Raw genomic sequence first — 18,892 nt, forward strand, 5'->3', positions numbered from 1 at the left:
AGGGAGTGCATGCTGCGCCTGTTTCAGATCGATTGGCGCATAAGCGCGCATAACCGCGAGTAAAATTGCAAGGTAACGGCTCCGTTGAAAAGGGAGGAATCTCGATGGCTGCTGGAACAGAGGCTGTTTCTGGAGAGGACACAGCGCTTTCGGTGCGTGGCCTGACGGTCGACCTGCCGAAAGGCATGGAACGGACCCATGCCGTCGAGAACATCTCGTTTGATCTCAAGCGGGGCCAGATTCTGTGCATTATCGGCGAGTCAGGCTCAGGCAAGTCGGTGACGGCGAACACAATCATGGGGCTTTTGCCGAAGCTGATCCCGGTCTCGTCCGGCGCTATTCATCTCGACGGCACAGCCATTATCGGCGCGCCGGCGAAGAAGCTGCGAGGACTGCGCGGTCGCGTCGTATCGATGATTTTCCAGGATCCGCTTTCGGCGCTCAACCCGCTGATGACGGTTGGCGAGCAGATTACCGAAGTTCTGACGGCTCATGGCGTGGGCACCAAGGCGTCGCGGCGCAATCGCGCCATCGAGCTGCTGACGGAAGTCGGGTTGCCCGATCCGGAACTCATGTACTACCAGTATCCGTTCCGGCTGTCGGGCGGGCAACGTCAGCGCGTCATGATCGCCATGGCGCTCGCTCTCGAACCCACCGTTCTGATCGCGGACGAGCCGACCACGGCCCTCGATGTCACCACACAGGCGCAGATCCTGAAGCTGATCCGTGACATTCAGCGCCGCAAGGGCATGAGCGTGATGTTCATCACCCATGACTTCGGTGTCGTGGCTGAGATCGCCGACAGTGTCGTGGTGATGGAAAAGGGCCGCGTTGTCGAGCAAGGTACCGCCGAACAGGTTCTCAAATCCCCGACCCACCCCTATACACAGCGCCTGATCGCCGCCGTCCCGCACCTGACGGGCAAGGATCGAGCAGTTCAGGAGAAGGCGAGCAACGAGACGATCCTGAAGGTCGAAGGGCTGTCCAAGACCTATCGCAGCGGCAGTGCCCTGTTCGGCAGCCAGCGCATTGTGCCTGCGGTGAAGGACGTTTCATTCGATCTGACTGCGGGACGCACGCTCGGCGTCGTCGGCGAGAGCGGTTCCGGCAAATCATCGCTGGGAAGGCTTTTGATCAAACTGCAAGACAGCGATGGCGGGCAAATTCTGTTCGAGGGCCGCGACATCGCCAAGCTTTCGGAAACCGAATTTCGACCGCTGCGGCCGCGGATCCAGATGATCTTCCAGGATCCCTTCGCTTCGCTCAACCCGCGTTCGACCATTGGACAAATCCTGACCGTCGGTCCCGTCGCCCACGGCATGCCTTATGCTCAGGCGCGTGAGGAGGCGCGAGCGTTGCTGGCCCATGTCGGTCTCGATGCCGGTGCCTTCGGCCGCTATCCGCACGAGTTTTCCGGCGGGCAACGCCAGCGCATCGGCATCGCCCGGGCCTTGATGTTCAAGCCCAAGCTGCTGATTGCCGACGAGGCAGTCTCTGCGCTCGACGTGTCTATCCAGGCCCAAATCCTCAAGCTGCTAGACCAGATCCAGCGGGAAACTGGCGTTTCGATGATCTTCATCACCCATGATCTGCGCGTCGCCAGCCAGATCTGCGACGAAATCGCAGTGATGCAGAAAGGGGAGATCGTCGAGCGCGGCCCGCCATCTCAAATCTTTCTGGACCCGCAATCGGCCTACACGCGCGAGTTGGTGGCGGCGATTCCCGGGGAGCGACCGAGGCACACTCGACCGATTGCCGTTAACTTTTGAGAGCTACGGCCGAAATACAACTAGGGAGGAAATATCATGACGAAAGATTCTACAACGAAATCGGGCTATTCTCGACGCGACGCGCTACGCCTCATGGCAGCGGGCGGCATTGCGTGCTTTGCCGCTCCCAACCTGCTCGGCAAGCCTGCCTTTGCCGATACTGCTAGCCCAACCGGTCGCGTCGTCGTCGGGCTTTCGCAGGAACCCACCGTCTTCCATCCGCTGATGGCCCATATCGAGGTAGACGATGCGGTCCATTTTTCCCTATTCGACGCCCTCTTCCGCATGGATCCGAAGGGTGTTCTTCAGCCCAATCTTGCCGCCGAAGTGCCAACACAGCAGAACGGCGGCATTTCGGAGGACGGTCTGAAGTGGCGCGTCCGCCTGCGTGATGACGTTCGCTGGCACGATGGCGAGCCCTTCACCGCCGAGGATGTGAAGTTCACTCTCGAGCTCATAACCAACCCGAACTTCCGCGCCTGGCGCACGGGCGGGCATTCACTGGTACGAGATATCACGGTGGTTTCGCCGACTGAGCTTACCTGGCGGATGGAGGAGGCTTTCGCCCCTTATCTGTCGTTCCTCACCGAAACCTTTATGGTGCCCAAGCACATTCTTGAGAAAGAGGCCGATCCCAACGCTGCCGCCTTCAATCAGGCACCTGTCGGCACCGGTGCATTCAAATGGGCGCAGCGCGTCGCGGGCGATCATCTCGAGCTGGTCGCGAACCCTCAATATTTTGGGGATGGCCCCTATGTCGAGCGGCTCGTCTTCAAGTACATCCCTGACATGACCGTGCTCTATACCCAATTCAAGAGCGGCGACATCGACCTTACAGACCAGGCATACATCACCGCCGACCACTACGATGAAGCTAAGACATTGCCGGGCCGTGTGGTGACGCTGGTATCTGGGGCATCAGTCGAGTCGATCTATCTCAATCTCGAGAAGCCGCAATTCAAGGACCCGGCTGTCCGCAAGGCGCTCTATGCCGCGATGGACAGAAAAGCAATTATCGACGCGATCTATTACGGCGTCGGCACGCTCACCGAGACGTTCATGCCACGGACGTCCTACTATTACAATCCGAACCTGCCGGCGCAGGAGTTCAACCTTGACCGGGCGCGACAGATCCTCGACGAGGCGGGCTGGGTTCCGGGGCCGGATGGAATACGCGCCAAGGACGGGGTGCGGCTGTCGTTCGCCAATTCGACGACGTCGGGCAACAATCTGCGCGAACAAGTGCAGCAGTTCCTGCAGCAGACATTCGCAGAGATTGGCGTCGAGATGACGATATCCAATCTGCCGGCGGCCGTGATGTTTGGTGAGTTCTGGCTCAAGTCGCAATTCGACTCGGCGATCGCGGGTGTTACCCATCTCATTGCGGCGGATCCGGACGCCACTAACCGCCTCGCTACAAGCGCAATTGCTGCCAAGGGCGGAAAAGGCTCGAATGTCGGCCAGTATTCCAATCCAGAAGTTGACGCGCTGCTCAAGAAAGGTGCCCAAACCTTCGATCCTGAGGCGCGTCGCGAGATCTACTCCCGTATTCAGGAAATCGTTCGTGAGGACCTGCCGTTCCTGCCGTTGTTTGCCGCTACCTATGTAGTCGGTCGCAAGGAAGGTCTCGAGGGGTGGGAGCCCAATTCCAACACCCGCACGGCCTCCTGGCATGCCGCCGGATGGCGTTGGCAAAGCTGACATACGCTGCCGCCGTCGCGAGTTGCGGCGGCGGCCTATCCATTGATGCTGTCATGAAGGAGGAGAGCCAATGCGCGGCTTCCTGCTCAATCGCCTTTCACAAAGCCTCGTCCTGCTCCTGATCGTTTCGGTCATCGGGTTCGTCGTCCTGAATCTCATTCCGGGCGGCCCGTTGGCGCAATTCGGGCTTGATCCCAGCATGACCCAGGATGATCTCAATCGTCTGAAGGAGCAGCTGGGGCTCAACCGCCCGCTGTGGATGCAGTATCTCGACTGGGCCTGGCGCCTCGTACAGGGCGACTGGGGTCACTCCTTCCGCGACGGCGCGCCGGTCTTGGATGTGATTGGCCGCCACCTTGTTGCAACGCTGTTGTTGATGGGTTCATCTACCGTCATCGCGATCGCCATCGGCACGTGGATCGGCATCCGCGGCGCCACGCACCGCTATTCTGTTTTCGACTATCTGGCGACGGTCGGGGCGATGGTGGCGCTGTCGATCCCGACTTTCTGGTTCGGCCTTGTCGGCATCTATGTCTTTTCGCTACGACTCGGCTGGTTGCCGGCCGGCAACATGTACACGATCGGCGACGGTTCGGTTCTGAACCATATCCATCACCTGATCATGCCGAGCATCGTGCTGGCGCTGGTCCATGTCGCCATCTGGAGCCGTTACATGCGAACGGCGACGCTTGATGTTATCAGCCAGGAATTCGTCAAGACCGCCCGTGCCAAGGGATTGAGCGAGCGCCGAATCTTGATGAAGCATGTCGTCGGCAATGCGCTGCTGCCGATGATCACACTGGCAGGGATGCAGCTTCCCAGTGTGCTGACGGGTGCTCTGGTCACTGAGACGGTGTTTACCTGGCCGGGGATGGGCCGGCTGTTCCTCGACAGCCTCGGCTACAGCGACTACCCGGTGGTGATGGGACTGCTCATGTTCTCGGCGATCCTCGTCGTGCTTTGCAACCTGATCGCCGACATCGTCGTCGCCATCATCGATCCCCGTATTCGTCTGAGCTAAGCGCCTCATGGACGCTCAACAGGAGGCCACCATTATGACCGCCATTGTCGCAAATTCACGCCAGGAGCGTTGGTGGAACAGCCGAACGGCACACCGCTTCATGAACCACCATCTGGCCCTCCTCGGGATGGTGATGATCGCCGTCCTGACGCTGGCGTGCGTCCTGGGCCCGTACCTGCTGCCCTATGATTCACTCTACATCGATCTGCGCGCCCGCTTTGCTCCGCCCTTCACCGGCCACCACTATATGGGCACCGATCCGCTGGGACGGGACTTGGCGGCGCGGCTGTTCATGGCGGGGCGGGTTTCCCTGCTGGTCGGTTTCTCCGCGATGCTGTTGTCGACGCTGATCGGAACCCTTGTCGGCGTGCTCGCGGGATACCGGGGCGGCTGGCTCGGCACGACGCTGATGCGCACGGTGGATGGGTTCCTGTCGTTCCCGTCGATTTTCCTGGTGCTGGCGCTTGCCGCAGCGCTGAAGCCCAGCCCGATGATGATCACCGTCGTCATCGCAGCCACCAGCTGGATGGAAGTGGCCAGGATCGTCGAGGCCGAGGTCCGCTCCCTTCGCGAGCGCGAATTCGTCCAGGCCGGTCGCATGCTGGGGTTGAGCGGAACGCATATCATGTTCCGCGAGATCCTTCCCAATGCGATGGGCCCGATCATCGTCGCGGCCACCCTGACCGTCGCCCGCGCCATCCTCATGGAGGCCTATATCAGCTTTCTCGGCTATGGAATTCAGCCGCCGCTGCCCAGCTGGGGCAACATGCTGAACGGCGCGCAGCAATATCTGGGGAGCGCACCGTGGCTGGCGATCATTCCCGGTGCAGCCATTACCATCGCCGTAACCAGCTTCAACTTCATCGGCGACGGGCTGCGCGATGCGCTCGATGTTCGCGGTGATCACACCTGAGGGGAATGCGAGCCCGGGGCCGTGGTCACAACATCAGGGGGAAGACCGTACCCGCTCGTCGATCGTTTTCGAAGGGCGATGTGCGAACCGTAGTTGCCGGCGGTCGTACCCCGTCTCTCATTTTGTCAGTAATCGCAGAAGGCCTTGGCCAAGCGCAACGAGAAGTCGGTTCCATGGAAGACTCTAGAATCGCAGACAAGAACACGCCCTATTGGTGGGAAGAGGCACCGGTCAGACCGCTGCCGCGGCAGCCGCTGGCCAAAAAGCTCGACGTGGCGATCATTGGCGCCGGATACACCGGGTTATCGGCGGGTCTCGTTCTGGCGCGCGAGGGCCGTTCGGTTGCGGCCTTCGATGCAATGAACCCGGGCGAAGGAGCCTCGACGCGCAACGGCGGAATCACCAGCGGAAGCATTCGGCCGGATTACGCCACGATTACCCGGCGCTTCGGCGAAGAAAGGGCCATCGCAATCGAGGCCGAGGGCAAGATCGCCCGCGAATTTCTTTACGACTTCATCAGGACCGAAGGGCTCGATTGCGACTTTCAGCTGGTTGGCCAGTTCAAGGGCGTAATCGGCTATGACGATTACGAGAAGACCGCGCGGAGCGCCGAAGTGCTGGCGAAGCGACTGGGGATCGATGCCTATGCTGTGCCGTACGCCGAACAGCACAATTACATCGGCACGGACTTCTATCGCGGCGGCATGGCGCGGATGGATATCGGTGGGTTGCACCCGGCCAAGTTCCACGCTGAACTCCTGCGGGTGGCGTTGGCTTCGGGACTGACCGTCCACGCAGGTACGCGCGTGACTTCGGTAGCGAGGGATGGGGCCGAGTTTCGTGTGGTGACGGAGGCGGGCACCGTGCAGGCCCGCCAGGTGCTGGTCTGCACTGACGGCTATACCGACGGCGCGGTTCCCTTCCTGCGCCGGCGGCTGGTCCCGGTTCGCAGCCGGATCATCGTCACCGAGGAGCTCGCGCCAGAAGTGATGGCGCGGCTTATGCCGAAGCGGATGATGATGATCGAGGGCCGGCAACTTGGGTTCTACTACCGCCCGACACCCGACGGAAAGCGCATTCTGTTGGGAGGCCGCGACAGCTCTCGCGTCGGCGATCCAACCGCGCCGAAGCTGTTTCTGCGTCGGGGCCTAGTGAACCTTTTCCCAGAACTGGAGAACGTTCGCCTGTCGCACACCTGGTTTGGCAATGTGGCGATGCACCGGGACATGCTGCCCCGCATCTTCGAGAAGGACGGCTTGGTCTATGCCACCGGTTTCTGCGGTTCGGGCGTCGTCTGGGCGCCATGGATCGGAACGCGCGCGGCTCACAAGCTACTGGGCCATGCCGCGCAAGCGCGCACGGCGTTCGACTTCCGGCCGCCTGCGTCCATCCCCCTTTACCGGGGCAATCCCTGGTTCATGCCGGCCATCATCCAGGGCTTTCGAATGCAGGACCGCATCGCCCTGTACCGCGCGCGTCGATAGAGCTTAACCGTTTGAGGATTCCAGCGCTCCTGCGGGGGCGCTGTTCGAGAATCTCATGCACTATTGCGGAGGAATACAGATTATGCCGGTCGACGTTCAGAAAGTCCGTGACAGTGCCTCTTTTCCAACCCAGGTGGATGTCGTCGTCATAGGGGCAGGGATCGTCGGTACATGCACGGCCTATGAACTCTCCCGACAAGGGGTTTCCGTTGCTCTGCTCGAAAAGGGCATCGTTGGCGGCGAGCAGTCAAGCCGCAACTGGGGGTGGGTGCGTCAGCAGAACCGCGATCTCCATGAGCTTGCCCTTGCCATGTACAGTCTGCGGCGCTGGGAGGAATTGGGCACCGAGATCGGCCGCGATCTCGGGTTTCGTCGAACCGGGATACTCTACTGCACCAAGAACGAGGCGGATGTCGCCCGCTGGCAAAAGTGGGGCCAGGCCGCACGCGTCCAGGGATTTCACAGCGAGATACTCACGGCTTCCGAGGCGAACGAGCGGGCCTCGGGCGGCACATCCTCCTGGGTCGGCGGCGTCTGGTCTCCGACCGACGGGAGAGCGGAACCGAGCCTTGCCGTGCCTGCCGTCGCCGAGGCCGCCAAGGAAAGGGGCGTGTCGCTCCATCAGAACTGCGCCGTTCGCGGCCTCGACATTACCAATGGCCGGGTAACAGGGGTATGGACGGAGCGGGGAATTGTGAAAGCGAGCACCGTTGTTTGCGCCGGCGGGGCATGGGCTTCCCGCTTTTCTCATCGCTATGGCATTGAACTTCCAGTCGCCAACATCGCCGGGACGGCGATCAAGACAACCCCGGCGCCCGAAATCGTTCAGGCAGGATGTCTATCGGCTTCGAACTTCGTGTTGCGGCGTCGGACCGACGGCTCCTACACCATTGCCGTACCCGGGCGCGGTACGCTCGACATCACGCCGCGAGGAATGCGATACGCTTTCAAGTTCTACGAGATGTATCGCAGCAAGATCGGCAAGAAACTCAAATACCGCCTCAACAGCAGCTTCTGGAATGGTCCCGATGCCTTCGGCAGCTGGGAGAACGACGAGATCTCGCCGTTTGAAAAGAGCCGCATTCTGGACCCGGCGCCCGACGCGGAACTCGTCAAGCTCGCAGTGAAGAACCTCGAAAGCGAGTACCCGGCGCTGAAGGGGATCGGGGTCGAACGCGCGTGGGGCGGGCTCATCGATACCTCCCCAGACCTCGTGCCTGTTATCTCGAGAGTGGAGGAACTCCCCGGCTATGTGATCGCCGCGGGCTTCAGCGGACACGGCTTCGCGATCGGACCCGGGGCCGGCCGTCTGGTGAGCGAGATCGTCATGAATAAAGAGCCACTGACCGACATTTCGCCTTACAGGCTGAGCCGGTTCAGCGATGGCTCGGCGATCCGACGGCCGGAAATGATGTAGCCGTCAGATCGGCTGCCGTTTGGAACCCGAGGGATTATTGCCACCGAGCCTCGTCCGCTGACGAAACTCCAATCGCTCATGCAAAGGTCGTGGCAACAACCGGGTGGGCGCACATGAAACTGGACAGAATTGACATCAAGATCCTCTCCGAGCTTCAGAAGAACGGACGGATGACGTATGTCGAGCTCGCCGAGCTCGTGAACCTGTCCGCAACACCTTGTCTCGTGCGGGTGAAGAGGCTGCAGGCAGAAGGCTATATCGGCGGCTATTCCGCGATGATCAACATGGGAAAGCTTGGGCAGGTTCTCACTGTCTTCACAGAGATTACCCTGAGGAACCATCGCCAGGCCGACATCGCCCGCTTCATGTCGGCCATCCAGAATATTGAGCAAGTAATCGAATGCCACGTCGTCTCAGGTGACTACGACTATCTCGTCAAGTTCGTGGCGAGCAGCATAGGAGAATACCAGTCACTCATGGAGCGGCTGATAGAAATGGACATCGGAATCGAGAAATACTTCAGCTTCGTTGTACTCAAATCTCCGATCACCAAGTACCACGTGCCGCTGACTGACCTGTTTGACATTTAGTGTAGCCGTGGACGGACAGCATACAAACTCGCCCGCAAGGCGAAGCCAACCGCCGTACCAGACAGCAGACCTGCTTGCGCTGACCGAAACAGAGCTCAGAAGGCAGCAAGGTCGATTGGCAGCGCAAAGCCGACCTTCACTCTGTCCATTATCACCATTGTCTTGAATCCCTTGATATCCGGATTCTCATAGAAGAACTTTCGCGTGAATATCTCGTAGTCCTCCATGCTTCGTGCTGTCACGATCAAGACAAAGTCCGACTCGCCGGTAATATAATAACCGTTCATCACCTCCGGTGTTTGGCGGATGGATTGCTTGAAGCGGTCCACTATGTCGGCGCGTTCCCGCTCTAAGGACACGAGCACCAGCATGGCGATCGGCCGGCCGATCATCTTCGGCTTCACGATCGAGACATCCGCCTCGATGACCCCCTTCTCCCTCAGGCGTCTTACACGCCTCTGCACGGCCGTCGGCGACAGCCCCACCAGTTCTCCGAGCACCTCATAGTTGTGCCGGTTGTTTGTCTGCAAAACGCTCAGGAGGCGAGCGTCTAGCCTGTCGAGTTCCACCAAACCCTCCCTACGCAGTTTATCTTCGCTTGAGCCCGACAAAAGCAGGATTCCTGCGAGCGGGCACCTTAGTCCGTTAAAATCGATCGCTCGGATGCACATAAGCTCTCACTCATTGGACACGCCAATCCGAGAGAAAAAATGCTGAATAACGGGCTGTCGGCGCGGGACGCGCTGAAAATAAGGAGCAATCCGACGCTTTTCTGCACCCGGGCTTTTGTCGCGGGAAGAGGGCATGGGTCGGGTGCCGCCGCGGTCGTCGATCCTGCTGGCGAACGGCAATCACCGATGTCGACGGCTGAGACCTTCGCCTCTTCAGCGAGCGATCGAGCGCGGCCCGCACACGCGGTTCCTCTCTGCAGCAGCACTGAACGGGCGATATGGGCCTGTCTTCGGCGAGGTCAGAGTCAACGCGGCGATGCGCGCACCGACCCCCTTCAGCTTTTTGAAGCAATCGGGTCCCGGCAGGCATTCATCAAACCTGAATATGTGTGTTTCGGCGGTCGCGCCGCCTGAGGAAGCCGCAATGAAAACTGTTGTCGAAATAAGCGAAATGGATCGGCGATCTGTTCTACATCCATTCACATATCTGAAGGACTACGCCGAAGGTCAGACCGCGCCGACCATTGTGGAAACCGGCAAGGGCGTTCGCATCAAGGATGCGAGTGGGCGCGAATATATCGACGGTTTTGCCGGTCTTTACTGCGTAAACGTCGGCTATGGCCGAACCGAGGTCGCCGAAGCCATTGCTCGTCAGGCGTACAAGCTGGCCTATTATCACTCCTACGCCGCCCATACCACGGAAGAACTCGCCAAGCTTTCCGATCGGCTTGTGAAAATGTCACCCGGGCGCATGTCCAAGGTCTTCTTTGGCCTTTCCGGATCGGACGCCAATGAGACGCAAGCTAAGATCGTTTGGTATTACAACAATCTTCGCGGCAAGCCCGCGAAGAAGAAGATCATTGCGCGCGAACGCGGCTATCACGGATGCTCCGTCGTGTCGGGCTCGATGACCGGGCTCAGCTTCTACCACGACCACATGGACCTGCCGGTCGCCGGCATACTGCGCGCCGGCCTGCCCCATCATTATCGCGGCGCATTACCGGGCGAGACGGAAGAAGCGTTTTCTGAACGTCGCGCGCATGAGCTTGAAGCACTTATTCTGGCCGAAGGCCCGGAAACGGTGGCCGCACTCATCGCTGAACCGGTGCTCGGCACCGGCGGCATTATCCCGCCGCCGTCAGGCTACTGGCCAAAAATCCAGGCGGTGCTGAAGAAGTACGACGTCCTGTTGATTGCGGACGAGGTGATCTGCGGTTTTGGCCGCACGGGAGCAATGTTCGGCTCCGATTTGTACGGCATGGTCCCGGACCTCGTCACGGTCGCGAAGGGGCTGACATCGGCATACGTGCCGCTTTCGGCCGCGATCGTATCCGAACAGGTTTACGACGTCATGCAGGAGGCTACGCCTCAAGTGGGCGCCTTCTCGCACGGCTACACCTATTCCGGCCACCCGATCGGCGCAGCGGCCGCAAACGCGGTTCTTGACATCGTAGAGCGCGACGACCTCCCCGGGCAGGCGGCGAAGAAGGGAGCCTATCTCCTGGGCCGGCTCAAAGCCGAATTTGAACAGAACCCAATCGTCGGCGAAGTGCGCGGCGTCGGCATGATGGCGGCGATCGAATTTGTCCCGGACCGCGGCGCGAAGATGCCATTCAGTCCCGCGTTGAAGGTCGGCGGGCGAATTTCTCAGGCCGCGCGCAACCGAAACCTTATCGCTCGCGCCATGCCCCATGGCGATATCCTGGGCTTCGCACCACCGCTCACGATGAGCGAAGCGGAGATCGATGAGATGGTCTTCATCGCAAAGGCTGCGGTGGATGAAGTTCTACGCGAACTTTTCGCGCAGGGTGCGGTGAAAGGCTGAGGACACGGCATTGGTTATGACAGGAAATGTCCTGAAGGTCCGTGAACTCTGCAAGACTTTTGGGTCGACCAAGGTTTTGAACGGCGTCAGCTTTCGAATGACCGAGGGCGAGGTCATTTCGCTGGTTGGGTCGTCCGGTTCAGGCAAGAGCACGGCGCTACGCTGCGCGAATTTGCTTGAGACGCCGACCTCCGGTGAAATCGAGGTTATGGGTCACACCGTTTCGGCGGTCGTGAACGATCATGGCAAGACCGAGATCCACAGTGCTCACCACATAAAGAACTTCCGTCGCCGCATCGGCATGGTGTTCCAGAATTTCAATCTGTGGCCGCACCAGACTGTCCTCGGCAACGTGACCCTGGCGCTGCTCTACGCCCTGGGAAAGAACAAGCGCGACGCGAAGGAGATCGCGCTCTCGGCACTTTCGAAGGTCGGCATGGCCGATTTTCGCGACCGATATCCCCATCAACTCTCCGGCGGCCAGCAACAGCGTGTTGCGATCGCCCGCGTGCTCGCGATGAGCCCGAAGATCATGCTTTTCGACGAACCCACCTCCGCACTTGATCCGGAGTTGGTGGGGGAGGTTCTGAGGGTCATCAGAGGGCTAGCAGATGAGGGAGCCACCATCCTTCTCGTCACCCACGAGATGCGGTTCGCGAGAGACGTCTCGAACCGAATGATCTTCCTGCACAAAGGTGAAATTGAGCAGGACGGTACGCCGGAAGAATTGCTTCGCAATCCAGCGTCGGACGCTGTGGCGCGATTCCTTTCCAGCGTGATGCCACTGGCCGCCTGACGGCTGTTATCAAACGAAAAAGAGGGGTAACTCCAATGTCGACGATCACGAAACTTCGCTCAATTCTCGCATCCGGCCTCTTCCTGTTCTCAGCCGCGGCATCGCAAGCCGAAGAAGGGGTCCTGCGCATCGGCACTGAAGGAGACGCGCCGCTGTTCAGCATGGCTGACGCTAACGGCAACGTAACCGGTTTCGATGCCGATATAGCCAACAGCATTTGCGCTGAACTCAAGTTGAAGTGCAAGTTCGTCGTCCAATCCTTCAGCACGCTCGTGCCTTCGATGGACAGCGACCGGTTCGACGTCATCATCTCCGGTTTGGGCATCACGGCGGAACGCCAAAAGAAAATCGACTACTCCATTCCGTATGCCACCACGCCCCTCTATTTCGTGGTGGCGAAGGATTCGCCTCTTGCCGGTCTCAAGAGCCTGGACGAGATCGTAAAAGCGCTCGACGGCAAAAGCCTGGGCGTGGTCACCGGAACCACATATGCCAAGTTCATCCAAAAACACGTCCCCAGCGCAGATCTGAAAACGTACGACGCAACGACGCAGCAGACGGCTGACCTCGCTGCAGGCCGCCTTGATGCCGCCTTCGGCGACTCCCCGACCTGGGCGGATTTCCTCGCCACTCCGGACGGAGCAGGGTTCACCCGAGTGAACGTCAAGATCATGGCGACGGACGATCCAGCATCGCTCGGTCACGGCATGGGCGTCGGTATGCGCAAGGGCAATGCCGAACTCAAGGCAAAACTGGATGCGGCGCTCTGCAAGATGATCACAGAAGGCAAGGTGAAGAATGCCAGCCTCAATTGGTTCAAGGACGATTACACCATTCCCTGCACGAAGTGAGGCTGAGATCGACACGTCGTCGCGGCCGGAATCGCGACGACGTCACGGGAGATATGTCCGATGTCTTTTGACCTATGGGTTCTTCTGGTTGAGCGGGGGTGGGGATTTGCCCTTCTCCGCGGCGCTATGGTGACACTGGCGGTCGGCCTGCTCGGGATGCTCGCCGGGGTTATCGCGGCGGTGCCCCTGGCGCTGTTGCGGTGGCGGCGCCTTCCCGTACTCTCGCAGGCGGTGGATGGCTACAGCATTCTAGTGCGCGGCGTTCCCGGGCTGCTCGTCATCTACCTCCTGTTCTTCGGCTCGATCGAGTGGGTTCAAAGGCTGGCAACCGCTTTCGGCTATCAAGATAGCGCCGACAGCGCTTATCCCTTCGTCATCGGCGTTGTTGCGATCGCGGCAATATCATGTGCCTATTCGATCGAAGTGTTCCGCGGCGCGCTTGACGCCGTGCCGGTGGGCTTGCTGGAAGCGGCAAAATCCCTTGCCCTGCCGACCCACGTCACTTTTCTGCGCGTCACTCTGCCTATCGCTCTGCGACTAGCACTCGGCGGCCTCAACAATGTTTGGCAGATGACCATCAAGGACACCTCGCTGGTGTCGGTCGTGGGCATGCAGGAATTGATGCGCTCCGCGGCAATCGCCGCCGGCATTACTCGTTCTCCGCTCTTGTTCTACTGCGCTGCTGCCGGGATGTTTTTTGCGTTGACGGCAATCAGTCAGACGCTCTTCAGTCATACGGAGCGGTTCTTCAACCGTGGCTTCAGTCGGGGATAAGATGGAACTAGACCTTGTCACATATGCGGTTCCGTTCCTTCTGGTAGGTGCCAAAACGACCTTGCTGATCAGCGTCTTCGGCGTTGCTCTGGGATTGCCGTTCGGCATTGCATTAGCTGTCATCCGCACATCCAGGAACCGGATAGTGAGCAGGAGCGCGGATATCTACTGCGCGATCTTCCGCGGCACGCCCATGCTGGTGCAGATCTTCGTGATCTACTACGGACTAGGCCAGCTCAGTGCCATTCGCACTAATCCCGTGATCTGGTGGATCGTCGGCGACAGCCTGCATGCGGCGATCCTGGCCGTCGTACTCAACACCGGTGCCTATACAGCGGAAATCTTCCGGACCGCACTCCTTTCCCTTCCGCGGGGTCTGATCGAGGCGTCGCAAGCCTGTGGCCTGTCGGTGTGGGCCACTTTTCGCCACGTCAAGTTTCCGCTGGCGGTCAGGCAAGCCTTGCCTGCCTATAGCAGTGAAGTTGCCATCATCGTCAAGGAATCAAGCCTCGCATCGACGATCACGGTCCTCGAGATCACCGGCTATGCCAAACGGTTGATGAGCGAAACCTTCGCCATCATGGACATCTTCATTGTCACATCGGCGTTTTACCTGATGATGAACGTAATTAGCTTAGTTTCTCTAAAGTTGATCGAAAGAAAACTGTCTTTCGGAAAATAATCGTCACAGTAGAAAGGTGATCTATGCCAAAACTAACCTTCATCGACCAGAAAAATCTCCCAATGCCGCGGAAGGGCGCGCCGCCTCCCGAGCGGCTGGTCGATGGACTGCCGCAATTTCTTACATGGGACATCGCCGCTACCGCAGACGGAAAGATGCGGACGGGCGTATGGGAGGCAACTCCGGGCGCCTACCGTTCGATCAAGGGTGAGACCTTTGAATTCTGCGTCATTCTCTCCGGAGTGTCCGAACTCACTGAGGACGGAGGCGAGCCCCGCAGGATCAGCGCTGGTGACGCTTTTGTGATGCACCCCGGCTTCGTCGGCACATGGCGGGTTATCGAGACCACACGCAAGCTTTGGGTCGCGCGCGACTGATCGCGCCGACATCCGCGCAAATCGGTGAAGTGCGCGCGACCGCCAGCTTTGTGAAATGGCGGCGCGCGCAATAACCTTACCTGTTTCTGCAGCAGGCTCCTGATTGTGATTCACATAGCATCTGGCTGTTCGACGGTGCCACCAACTCGGTGGCGTACGATGAACTGGGCGGTCGCGCCGAGTTGCTGCGTCATCACCTGCGATGAGGAGCCGGGACCACTCCGCCGATCATGACCGGTTTAAGCAGGTGAAATATAACGCAATGATTAGCCATGACCTGATCAAGCAGGCACGTGAGCGCATCGCCAGTCACGTCCTCCGTACTCCTCTGACGATATCGACATCGCTTTCCGAACGCACCGGAGTGCAGGTCAGCTTGAAGCTCGAGCATCGCCAATCGACCGGTAGCTTTAAGCTCCGGGGTGCAACAAATGCAGTTCTTCAACTCAGCCAGTTGGAGCGCGACCGCGGCGTCATCGCAGCCTCAACCGGCAATCACGGAAGGGCACTTTCCCTTGCTGCCCGGGCAGTCGGATCCGGCGCGACCATTTGCATGTCGCGTCTGGTACCCGAAAACAAGGTCTCGGAAATCCGACGGCTGGGCGCAACAGTACGGATAGTGGGTTCTTCGCAGGACGACGCACAAGCGGAAGTCGAACGGCTGGTTGCAGAGGAAGGGCTCAGCATGATCCCGCCTTTTGATCATCCTCACGTCATCACCGGCCAGGGAACGGTCGGGCTTGAAATCGTCGAGGAGATGCCCGAGGTCGCGACCGTTCTTGTTCCTCTTTCTGGAGGTGGGTTGGCCGCAGGCGTCGCGGCAGCCGTAAAGGCCATGCGACCCCAGGCCAAGGTAATCGGCGTCACTATGGACCGGGGGGCAGCCATGAAGGCTAGCATCGACGCCGGCCACCCGGTGCAGGTGAAGGAGTATCGCAGTCTGGCCGACTCGCTCGGCGGTGGAATCGGCTTGGGTAACGCCTGGACTTTCCCGATGTGCAAAACCCTTCTCGACGACATCGTCCTCGTCAATGAACGCGAGATAGCTGCCGGTGTGCGGCACGCGTACGAGCAAGAGCGTGAGATTGTCGAAGGCGCTGGCGCAGTTGGTATCGCGGCGCTGCTTTCCGGCAAGCTGGCTCATCTTAAAGGTCCGGCAGCAGTCATATTGTCGGGTCAGAATATCGACATGACGTTGCATCGAAAAATCATCAACGGACGCATATAGCAACTGAGGTGGGCTGATGCCTATTATTAGAATACTTACCGAGCCTGAGCTCAGACAGATCATTCCGCTCGACGTCGATGCGGTTGATTGCACGGAAGGCGCGTTTCGCGCGCTGGCGGTCGACAATGCGGTGGAGATGCCGCCCATTCTGCGTCTGGATGTGCCTGAGAGCAGAGGCGAAGTCGATGTGAAAACCGCGTATATTCCAGGCCTGAGCGGCTTCGCCATCAAAATCAGTCCCGGTTTCTTTGACAATCCGAAGCTTGGCCTTCCGAGTACAAACGGGATGATGGTTTTGCTCTCAAGTAAAACCGGACTGATCCAGGCACTGCTTATAGACAATGGCTACCTGACCGACGTCAGGACAGCAGCCGCTGGTGCGGTTGCGGCAAAACATCTGTCGCGAGGCGATGCTTCGATCGCAACCATCTTCGGCGCCGGAGTACAGGCAAGGCTGCAACTCCAAGCGCTCACTCTGGTGAGACCAATCCAGGAAGTCCGTATATGGGCGCGTGATTACTCCAAGGCGGAGGCGCTCGTCGAACATTTGAAACTCGAGCACAGCATGCCGGTTACAGCATTCGCGGATCCAAAGGAAGCGGTGTCGGGTTCCCATATCATTGTGACAACGACACCCGCGGGCCGCCCGATTCTTGATGCCTCCTGGCTCGAACCCGGGCAGCACGTGACGGCCATGGGCTCCGATGCCGAACATAAAAACGAGATCGACCCGGTCGCCATTGCGCGCGCAGACATTTATGTGGCGGACAGCCTGAAACAGACGCGGAGGCTGGGTGAACTTCATCATGCCATGGAGGCTGGGCTATTTGCGAGCAACACGGACTTTCCGGAGCTAGGCCAAATTATTGCCGGCCGGAAGGTCGGACGCACTCGCGATGCAGACATCACAATAGCCGATCTCACCGGTACAGGTGTCCAGGACACTGCAATTGCCACGTTGGCCTTTCAGCGCGCTGAGGAACTCAGTGCAGGCAGGATGTTCGAGTGCTGAGGCGGTTTGTGTCTTAGAGTAGCGCTCATGCTCGGACACCCACCGACCTCGGCCTCAAAGGCTCAAAAGTCGCAGCCGCGTTCATGAGCCTCGCAATTTTTAATGCAACCAATTTGATCTATATTGACACCAATCGTGAGACCAATCTTATATTGATCGTGTGTCAACCTGATTGGTAGCAAAGGTGCTGAACGTGAAACCAACTCCCGCGCAAAAAACTACTCCGCTTATCACTCCCGCCTCGGCTGCCGTAGTTCGCGATGCTCCTACGCAACTGTTCATCGGCGGCGAATGGGTTTCGGCAAAAGAAAACCGCACATTTGAAGTGGTCGACCCCTCGACTGGAGATATAGTCGCCAGCGTTTCCGATGGCGATGTTGCCGATGGTATATCCGCGGTCGATGCAGCGGAAAAGGCCTCTGCGGCTTGGAAGGCAACTTCGCCGCGGCATCGCTCGGACGTTTTGATGAAGTGTTTTCATCTTGTGCTCGAAAAGGCGGAATGGCTGGCGCAACTCATCACCGTGGAGAACGGCAAGGCACTTGCGGACGCCAGGTCGGAGGTCGCCTACGCGGCCGAGTTTTTCCGCTGGTACGCCGAGGAAGCTGTACGGACGCCGGGCGAATTCGGACCTGCGCCCTCTGGCGCCAACCATATCATCGTCAACCATGAGCCGATTGGTATCGCCGTATTGGTGACGCCCTGGAACTTCCCCGCGGCAATGGCGACCCGGAAGATCGCGCCCGCACTGGCCGCGGGCTGCACATGCATCCTGAAGCCCGCAGCTGAGACCCCACTGACGGCGCTCGCGGTCGGCGAGATCATGCGGCAGGCCGGCGTTCCGGCCGGGGTGGTCAACATCGTGACAACGAAGAAGGCCGGACCCGTGGTCAGCGCCATGCTGCATGACAAGCGGGTACGGAAGCTGTCGTTTACCGGCTCGACAGGCGTCGGTCGGACGTTGCTGCGCGAGGCTGCGGACCAGGTCGTCAGTTGTTCCATGGAACTCGGCGGCAATGCGCCCTTCGTTGTTTTCGACGATGCCGACCTGGAGACGGCGGTCGCCGGAGCAATGGTTGCCAAGATGCGCAACGGCGGCGAGGCATGCACTGCCGCGAATCGCTTCTATGTGCAGAAGGGGATTCTGGCGGAGTTCACGCGGCGGTTCGCGGAAGAGATGGCCGCACTGAAGGTCGGACCAGGACTGGCTCCGGAGACGCAGCTCGGGCCACTGATCACCGAGGCCGCGGTCGCCAAGGTGGAACGCCTGGTGGACGACGCCATTGCCAAGGGGGCCCGCCTGGTTACCGGCGGCAGCCGCTTGGACCGCGACGGCTTTTACTACCCCCCTACCGTACTGGCTGACGTTTCTCCTGATGCCGAGATCCTTCGCGAAGAAATCTTCGGACCGGTTGCGCCAGTCATTGCATTTGAAACCGAGGACGAGGTCGTCCAGATGGCCAACGACACCGAATACGGCCTGGTTTCCTATGTGTTCAGCAGCGACCTCAAACGCGCGCTTTCGGTCGCCGGACGGCTGGAAAGCGGCATGGTCGGAATCAACCGAGGCGTCGTCTCCGACGCTGCGGCACCGTTTGGCGGCATGAAGCAGAGCGGCCTCGGCCGAGAAGGAAGCCACCACGGCATGCTTGAATATCTCGAAACAAAATACATCGCCGCAAGCTGGTAGGTACCCGGCGCTTCCGACCGCTTCCTTCTACCGTAATGACAATCTCGTAACGAGGTCGGAGCCGACATCACATCCATCTTGTCTAACTACG

At 59.5% G+C, this 18,892-nt stretch carries 17 protein-coding genes; 16 read left to right on the forward strand and 1 reads right to left on the reverse strand.

The window, feature by feature from the left end:
- The first annotated feature begins 104 nt into the window (after positions 1–104).
- From CO656_RS21745 to CO656_RS21775, 7 genes are all read left to right on the forward strand, one after another.
- Positions 105–1,769, forward strand: a complete 1,665-nt coding sequence (locus tag CO656_RS21745) for an ABC transporter ATP-binding protein (protein ID WP_037426683.1) — start codon at positions 105–107, stop codon at positions 1,767–1,769.
- Positions 1,770–1,805: 36 nt separating this feature from the next.
- Complete coding sequence (locus CO656_RS21750) at positions 1,806–3,470, forward strand: peptide ABC transporter substrate-binding protein (protein ID WP_037426687.1); 1,665 nt, start codon at positions 1,806–1,808, stop codon at positions 3,468–3,470.
- A gap of 70 nt (positions 3,471–3,540) precedes the next feature.
- Positions 3,541–4,491, forward strand: a complete 951-nt coding sequence (locus CO656_RS21755; RefSeq protein ID WP_037426694.1) for an ABC transporter permease — start codon at positions 3,541–3,543, stop codon at positions 4,489–4,491.
- A gap of 34 nt (positions 4,492–4,525) precedes the next feature.
- On the forward strand, positions 4,526–5,404 hold the full coding sequence (locus tag CO656_RS21760; RefSeq protein WP_037426696.1) for an ABC transporter permease: 879 nt from the start codon (positions 4,526–4,528) through the stop codon (positions 5,402–5,404).
- A gap of 173 nt (positions 5,405–5,577) precedes the next feature.
- Positions 5,578–6,888 (forward strand): FAD-binding oxidoreductase, encoded by a 1,311-nt coding sequence (locus CO656_RS21765; RefSeq protein WP_097527110.1) that lies wholly within the window; start codon positions 5,578–5,580, stop codon positions 6,886–6,888.
- An 82-nt stretch (positions 6,889–6,970) separates the two neighbouring features.
- Positions 6,971–8,305: an FAD-binding oxidoreductase gene (locus CO656_RS21770; RefSeq protein WP_037426707.1), complete on the forward strand. Its 1,335-nt coding sequence runs from the start codon at positions 6,971–6,973 to the stop codon at positions 8,303–8,305.
- 113 nt (positions 8,306–8,418) lie between these two features.
- A complete protein-coding gene (locus tag CO656_RS21775; protein WP_037377440.1) occupies positions 8,419–8,895 on the forward strand; it encodes an Lrp/AsnC family transcriptional regulator in 477 nt (158 codons plus the stop codon).
- A gap of 95 nt (positions 8,896–8,990) precedes the next feature.
- Here CO656_RS21775 and CO656_RS21780 read toward each other — a convergent pair whose 3' ends face one another.
- A complete protein-coding gene (locus tag CO656_RS21780; protein WP_165914152.1) occupies positions 8,991–9,464 on the reverse strand; it encodes an Lrp/AsnC family transcriptional regulator in 474 nt (157 codons plus the stop codon).
- 526 nt (positions 9,465–9,990) lie between these two features.
- Between CO656_RS21780 and CO656_RS21785 the strand changes: the two genes are divergently transcribed.
- The 9 genes from CO656_RS21785 (at position 9,991) to CO656_RS21825 (ending at position 18,801) form a co-directional block, all read left to right on the forward strand.
- A complete protein-coding gene (locus tag CO656_RS21785) occupies positions 9,991–11,391 on the forward strand; it encodes an aspartate aminotransferase family protein (protein WP_097527112.1) in 1,401 nt (466 codons plus the stop codon).
- Positions 11,392–11,407: 16 nt separating this feature from the next.
- Positions 11,408–12,187, forward strand: coding sequence for an amino acid ABC transporter ATP-binding protein (locus tag CO656_RS21790; RefSeq protein ID WP_097527113.1), 780 nt, complete (start codon positions 11,408–11,410; stop codon positions 12,185–12,187).
- Positions 12,188–12,222: 35 nt separating this feature from the next.
- Positions 12,223–13,038 carry a transporter substrate-binding domain-containing protein gene (locus CO656_RS21795; protein ID WP_037425863.1) on the forward strand — a complete coding sequence of 272 codons (816 nt, stop codon included), beginning with the start codon at positions 12,223–12,225 and terminating at the stop codon, positions 13,036–13,038.
- A 60-nt stretch (positions 13,039–13,098) separates the two neighbouring features.
- The gene (locus CO656_RS21800) at positions 13,099–13,812 is read left to right on the forward strand and encodes an ABC transporter permease subunit (protein WP_097527114.1); all 714 of its coding nucleotides are present in this window, start codon (positions 13,099–13,101) and stop codon (positions 13,810–13,812) included.
- 1 nt (position 13,813) lies between these two features.
- Positions 13,814–14,494, forward strand: coding sequence for an ABC transporter permease subunit (locus tag CO656_RS21805; RefSeq protein ID WP_037425857.1), 681 nt, complete (start codon positions 13,814–13,816; stop codon positions 14,492–14,494).
- 23 nt (positions 14,495–14,517) lie between these two features.
- Positions 14,518–14,871, forward strand: a complete 354-nt coding sequence (locus CO656_RS21810; protein WP_097527115.1) for a cupin domain-containing protein — start codon at positions 14,518–14,520, stop codon at positions 14,869–14,871.
- Positions 14,872–15,133: 262 nt separating this feature from the next.
- Positions 15,134–16,099: a hydroxyectoine utilization dehydratase EutB gene (eutB, locus tag CO656_RS21815; RefSeq protein ID WP_097527116.1), complete on the forward strand. Its 966-nt coding sequence runs from the start codon at positions 15,134–15,136 to the stop codon at positions 16,097–16,099.
- Positions 16,100–16,115: 16 nt separating this feature from the next.
- Positions 16,116–17,111 carry an ectoine utilization protein EutC gene (gene eutC / locus CO656_RS21820; protein ID WP_097527117.1) on the forward strand — a complete coding sequence of 332 codons (996 nt, stop codon included), beginning with the start codon at positions 16,116–16,118 and terminating at the stop codon, positions 17,109–17,111.
- Between the two features lie 193 nt (positions 17,112–17,304).
- Positions 17,305–18,801 (forward strand): NAD-dependent succinate-semialdehyde dehydrogenase, encoded by a 1,497-nt coding sequence (locus CO656_RS21825; protein ID WP_097527157.1) that lies wholly within the window; start codon positions 17,305–17,307, stop codon positions 18,799–18,801.
- Positions 18,802–18,892: the final 91 nt, after the last annotated feature.

This window comes from Sinorhizobium sp. FG01, from assembly GCF_002531875.1.
Lineage (GTDB): Bacteria > Pseudomonadota > Alphaproteobacteria > Rhizobiales > Rhizobiaceae > Sinorhizobium > Sinorhizobium fredii_C.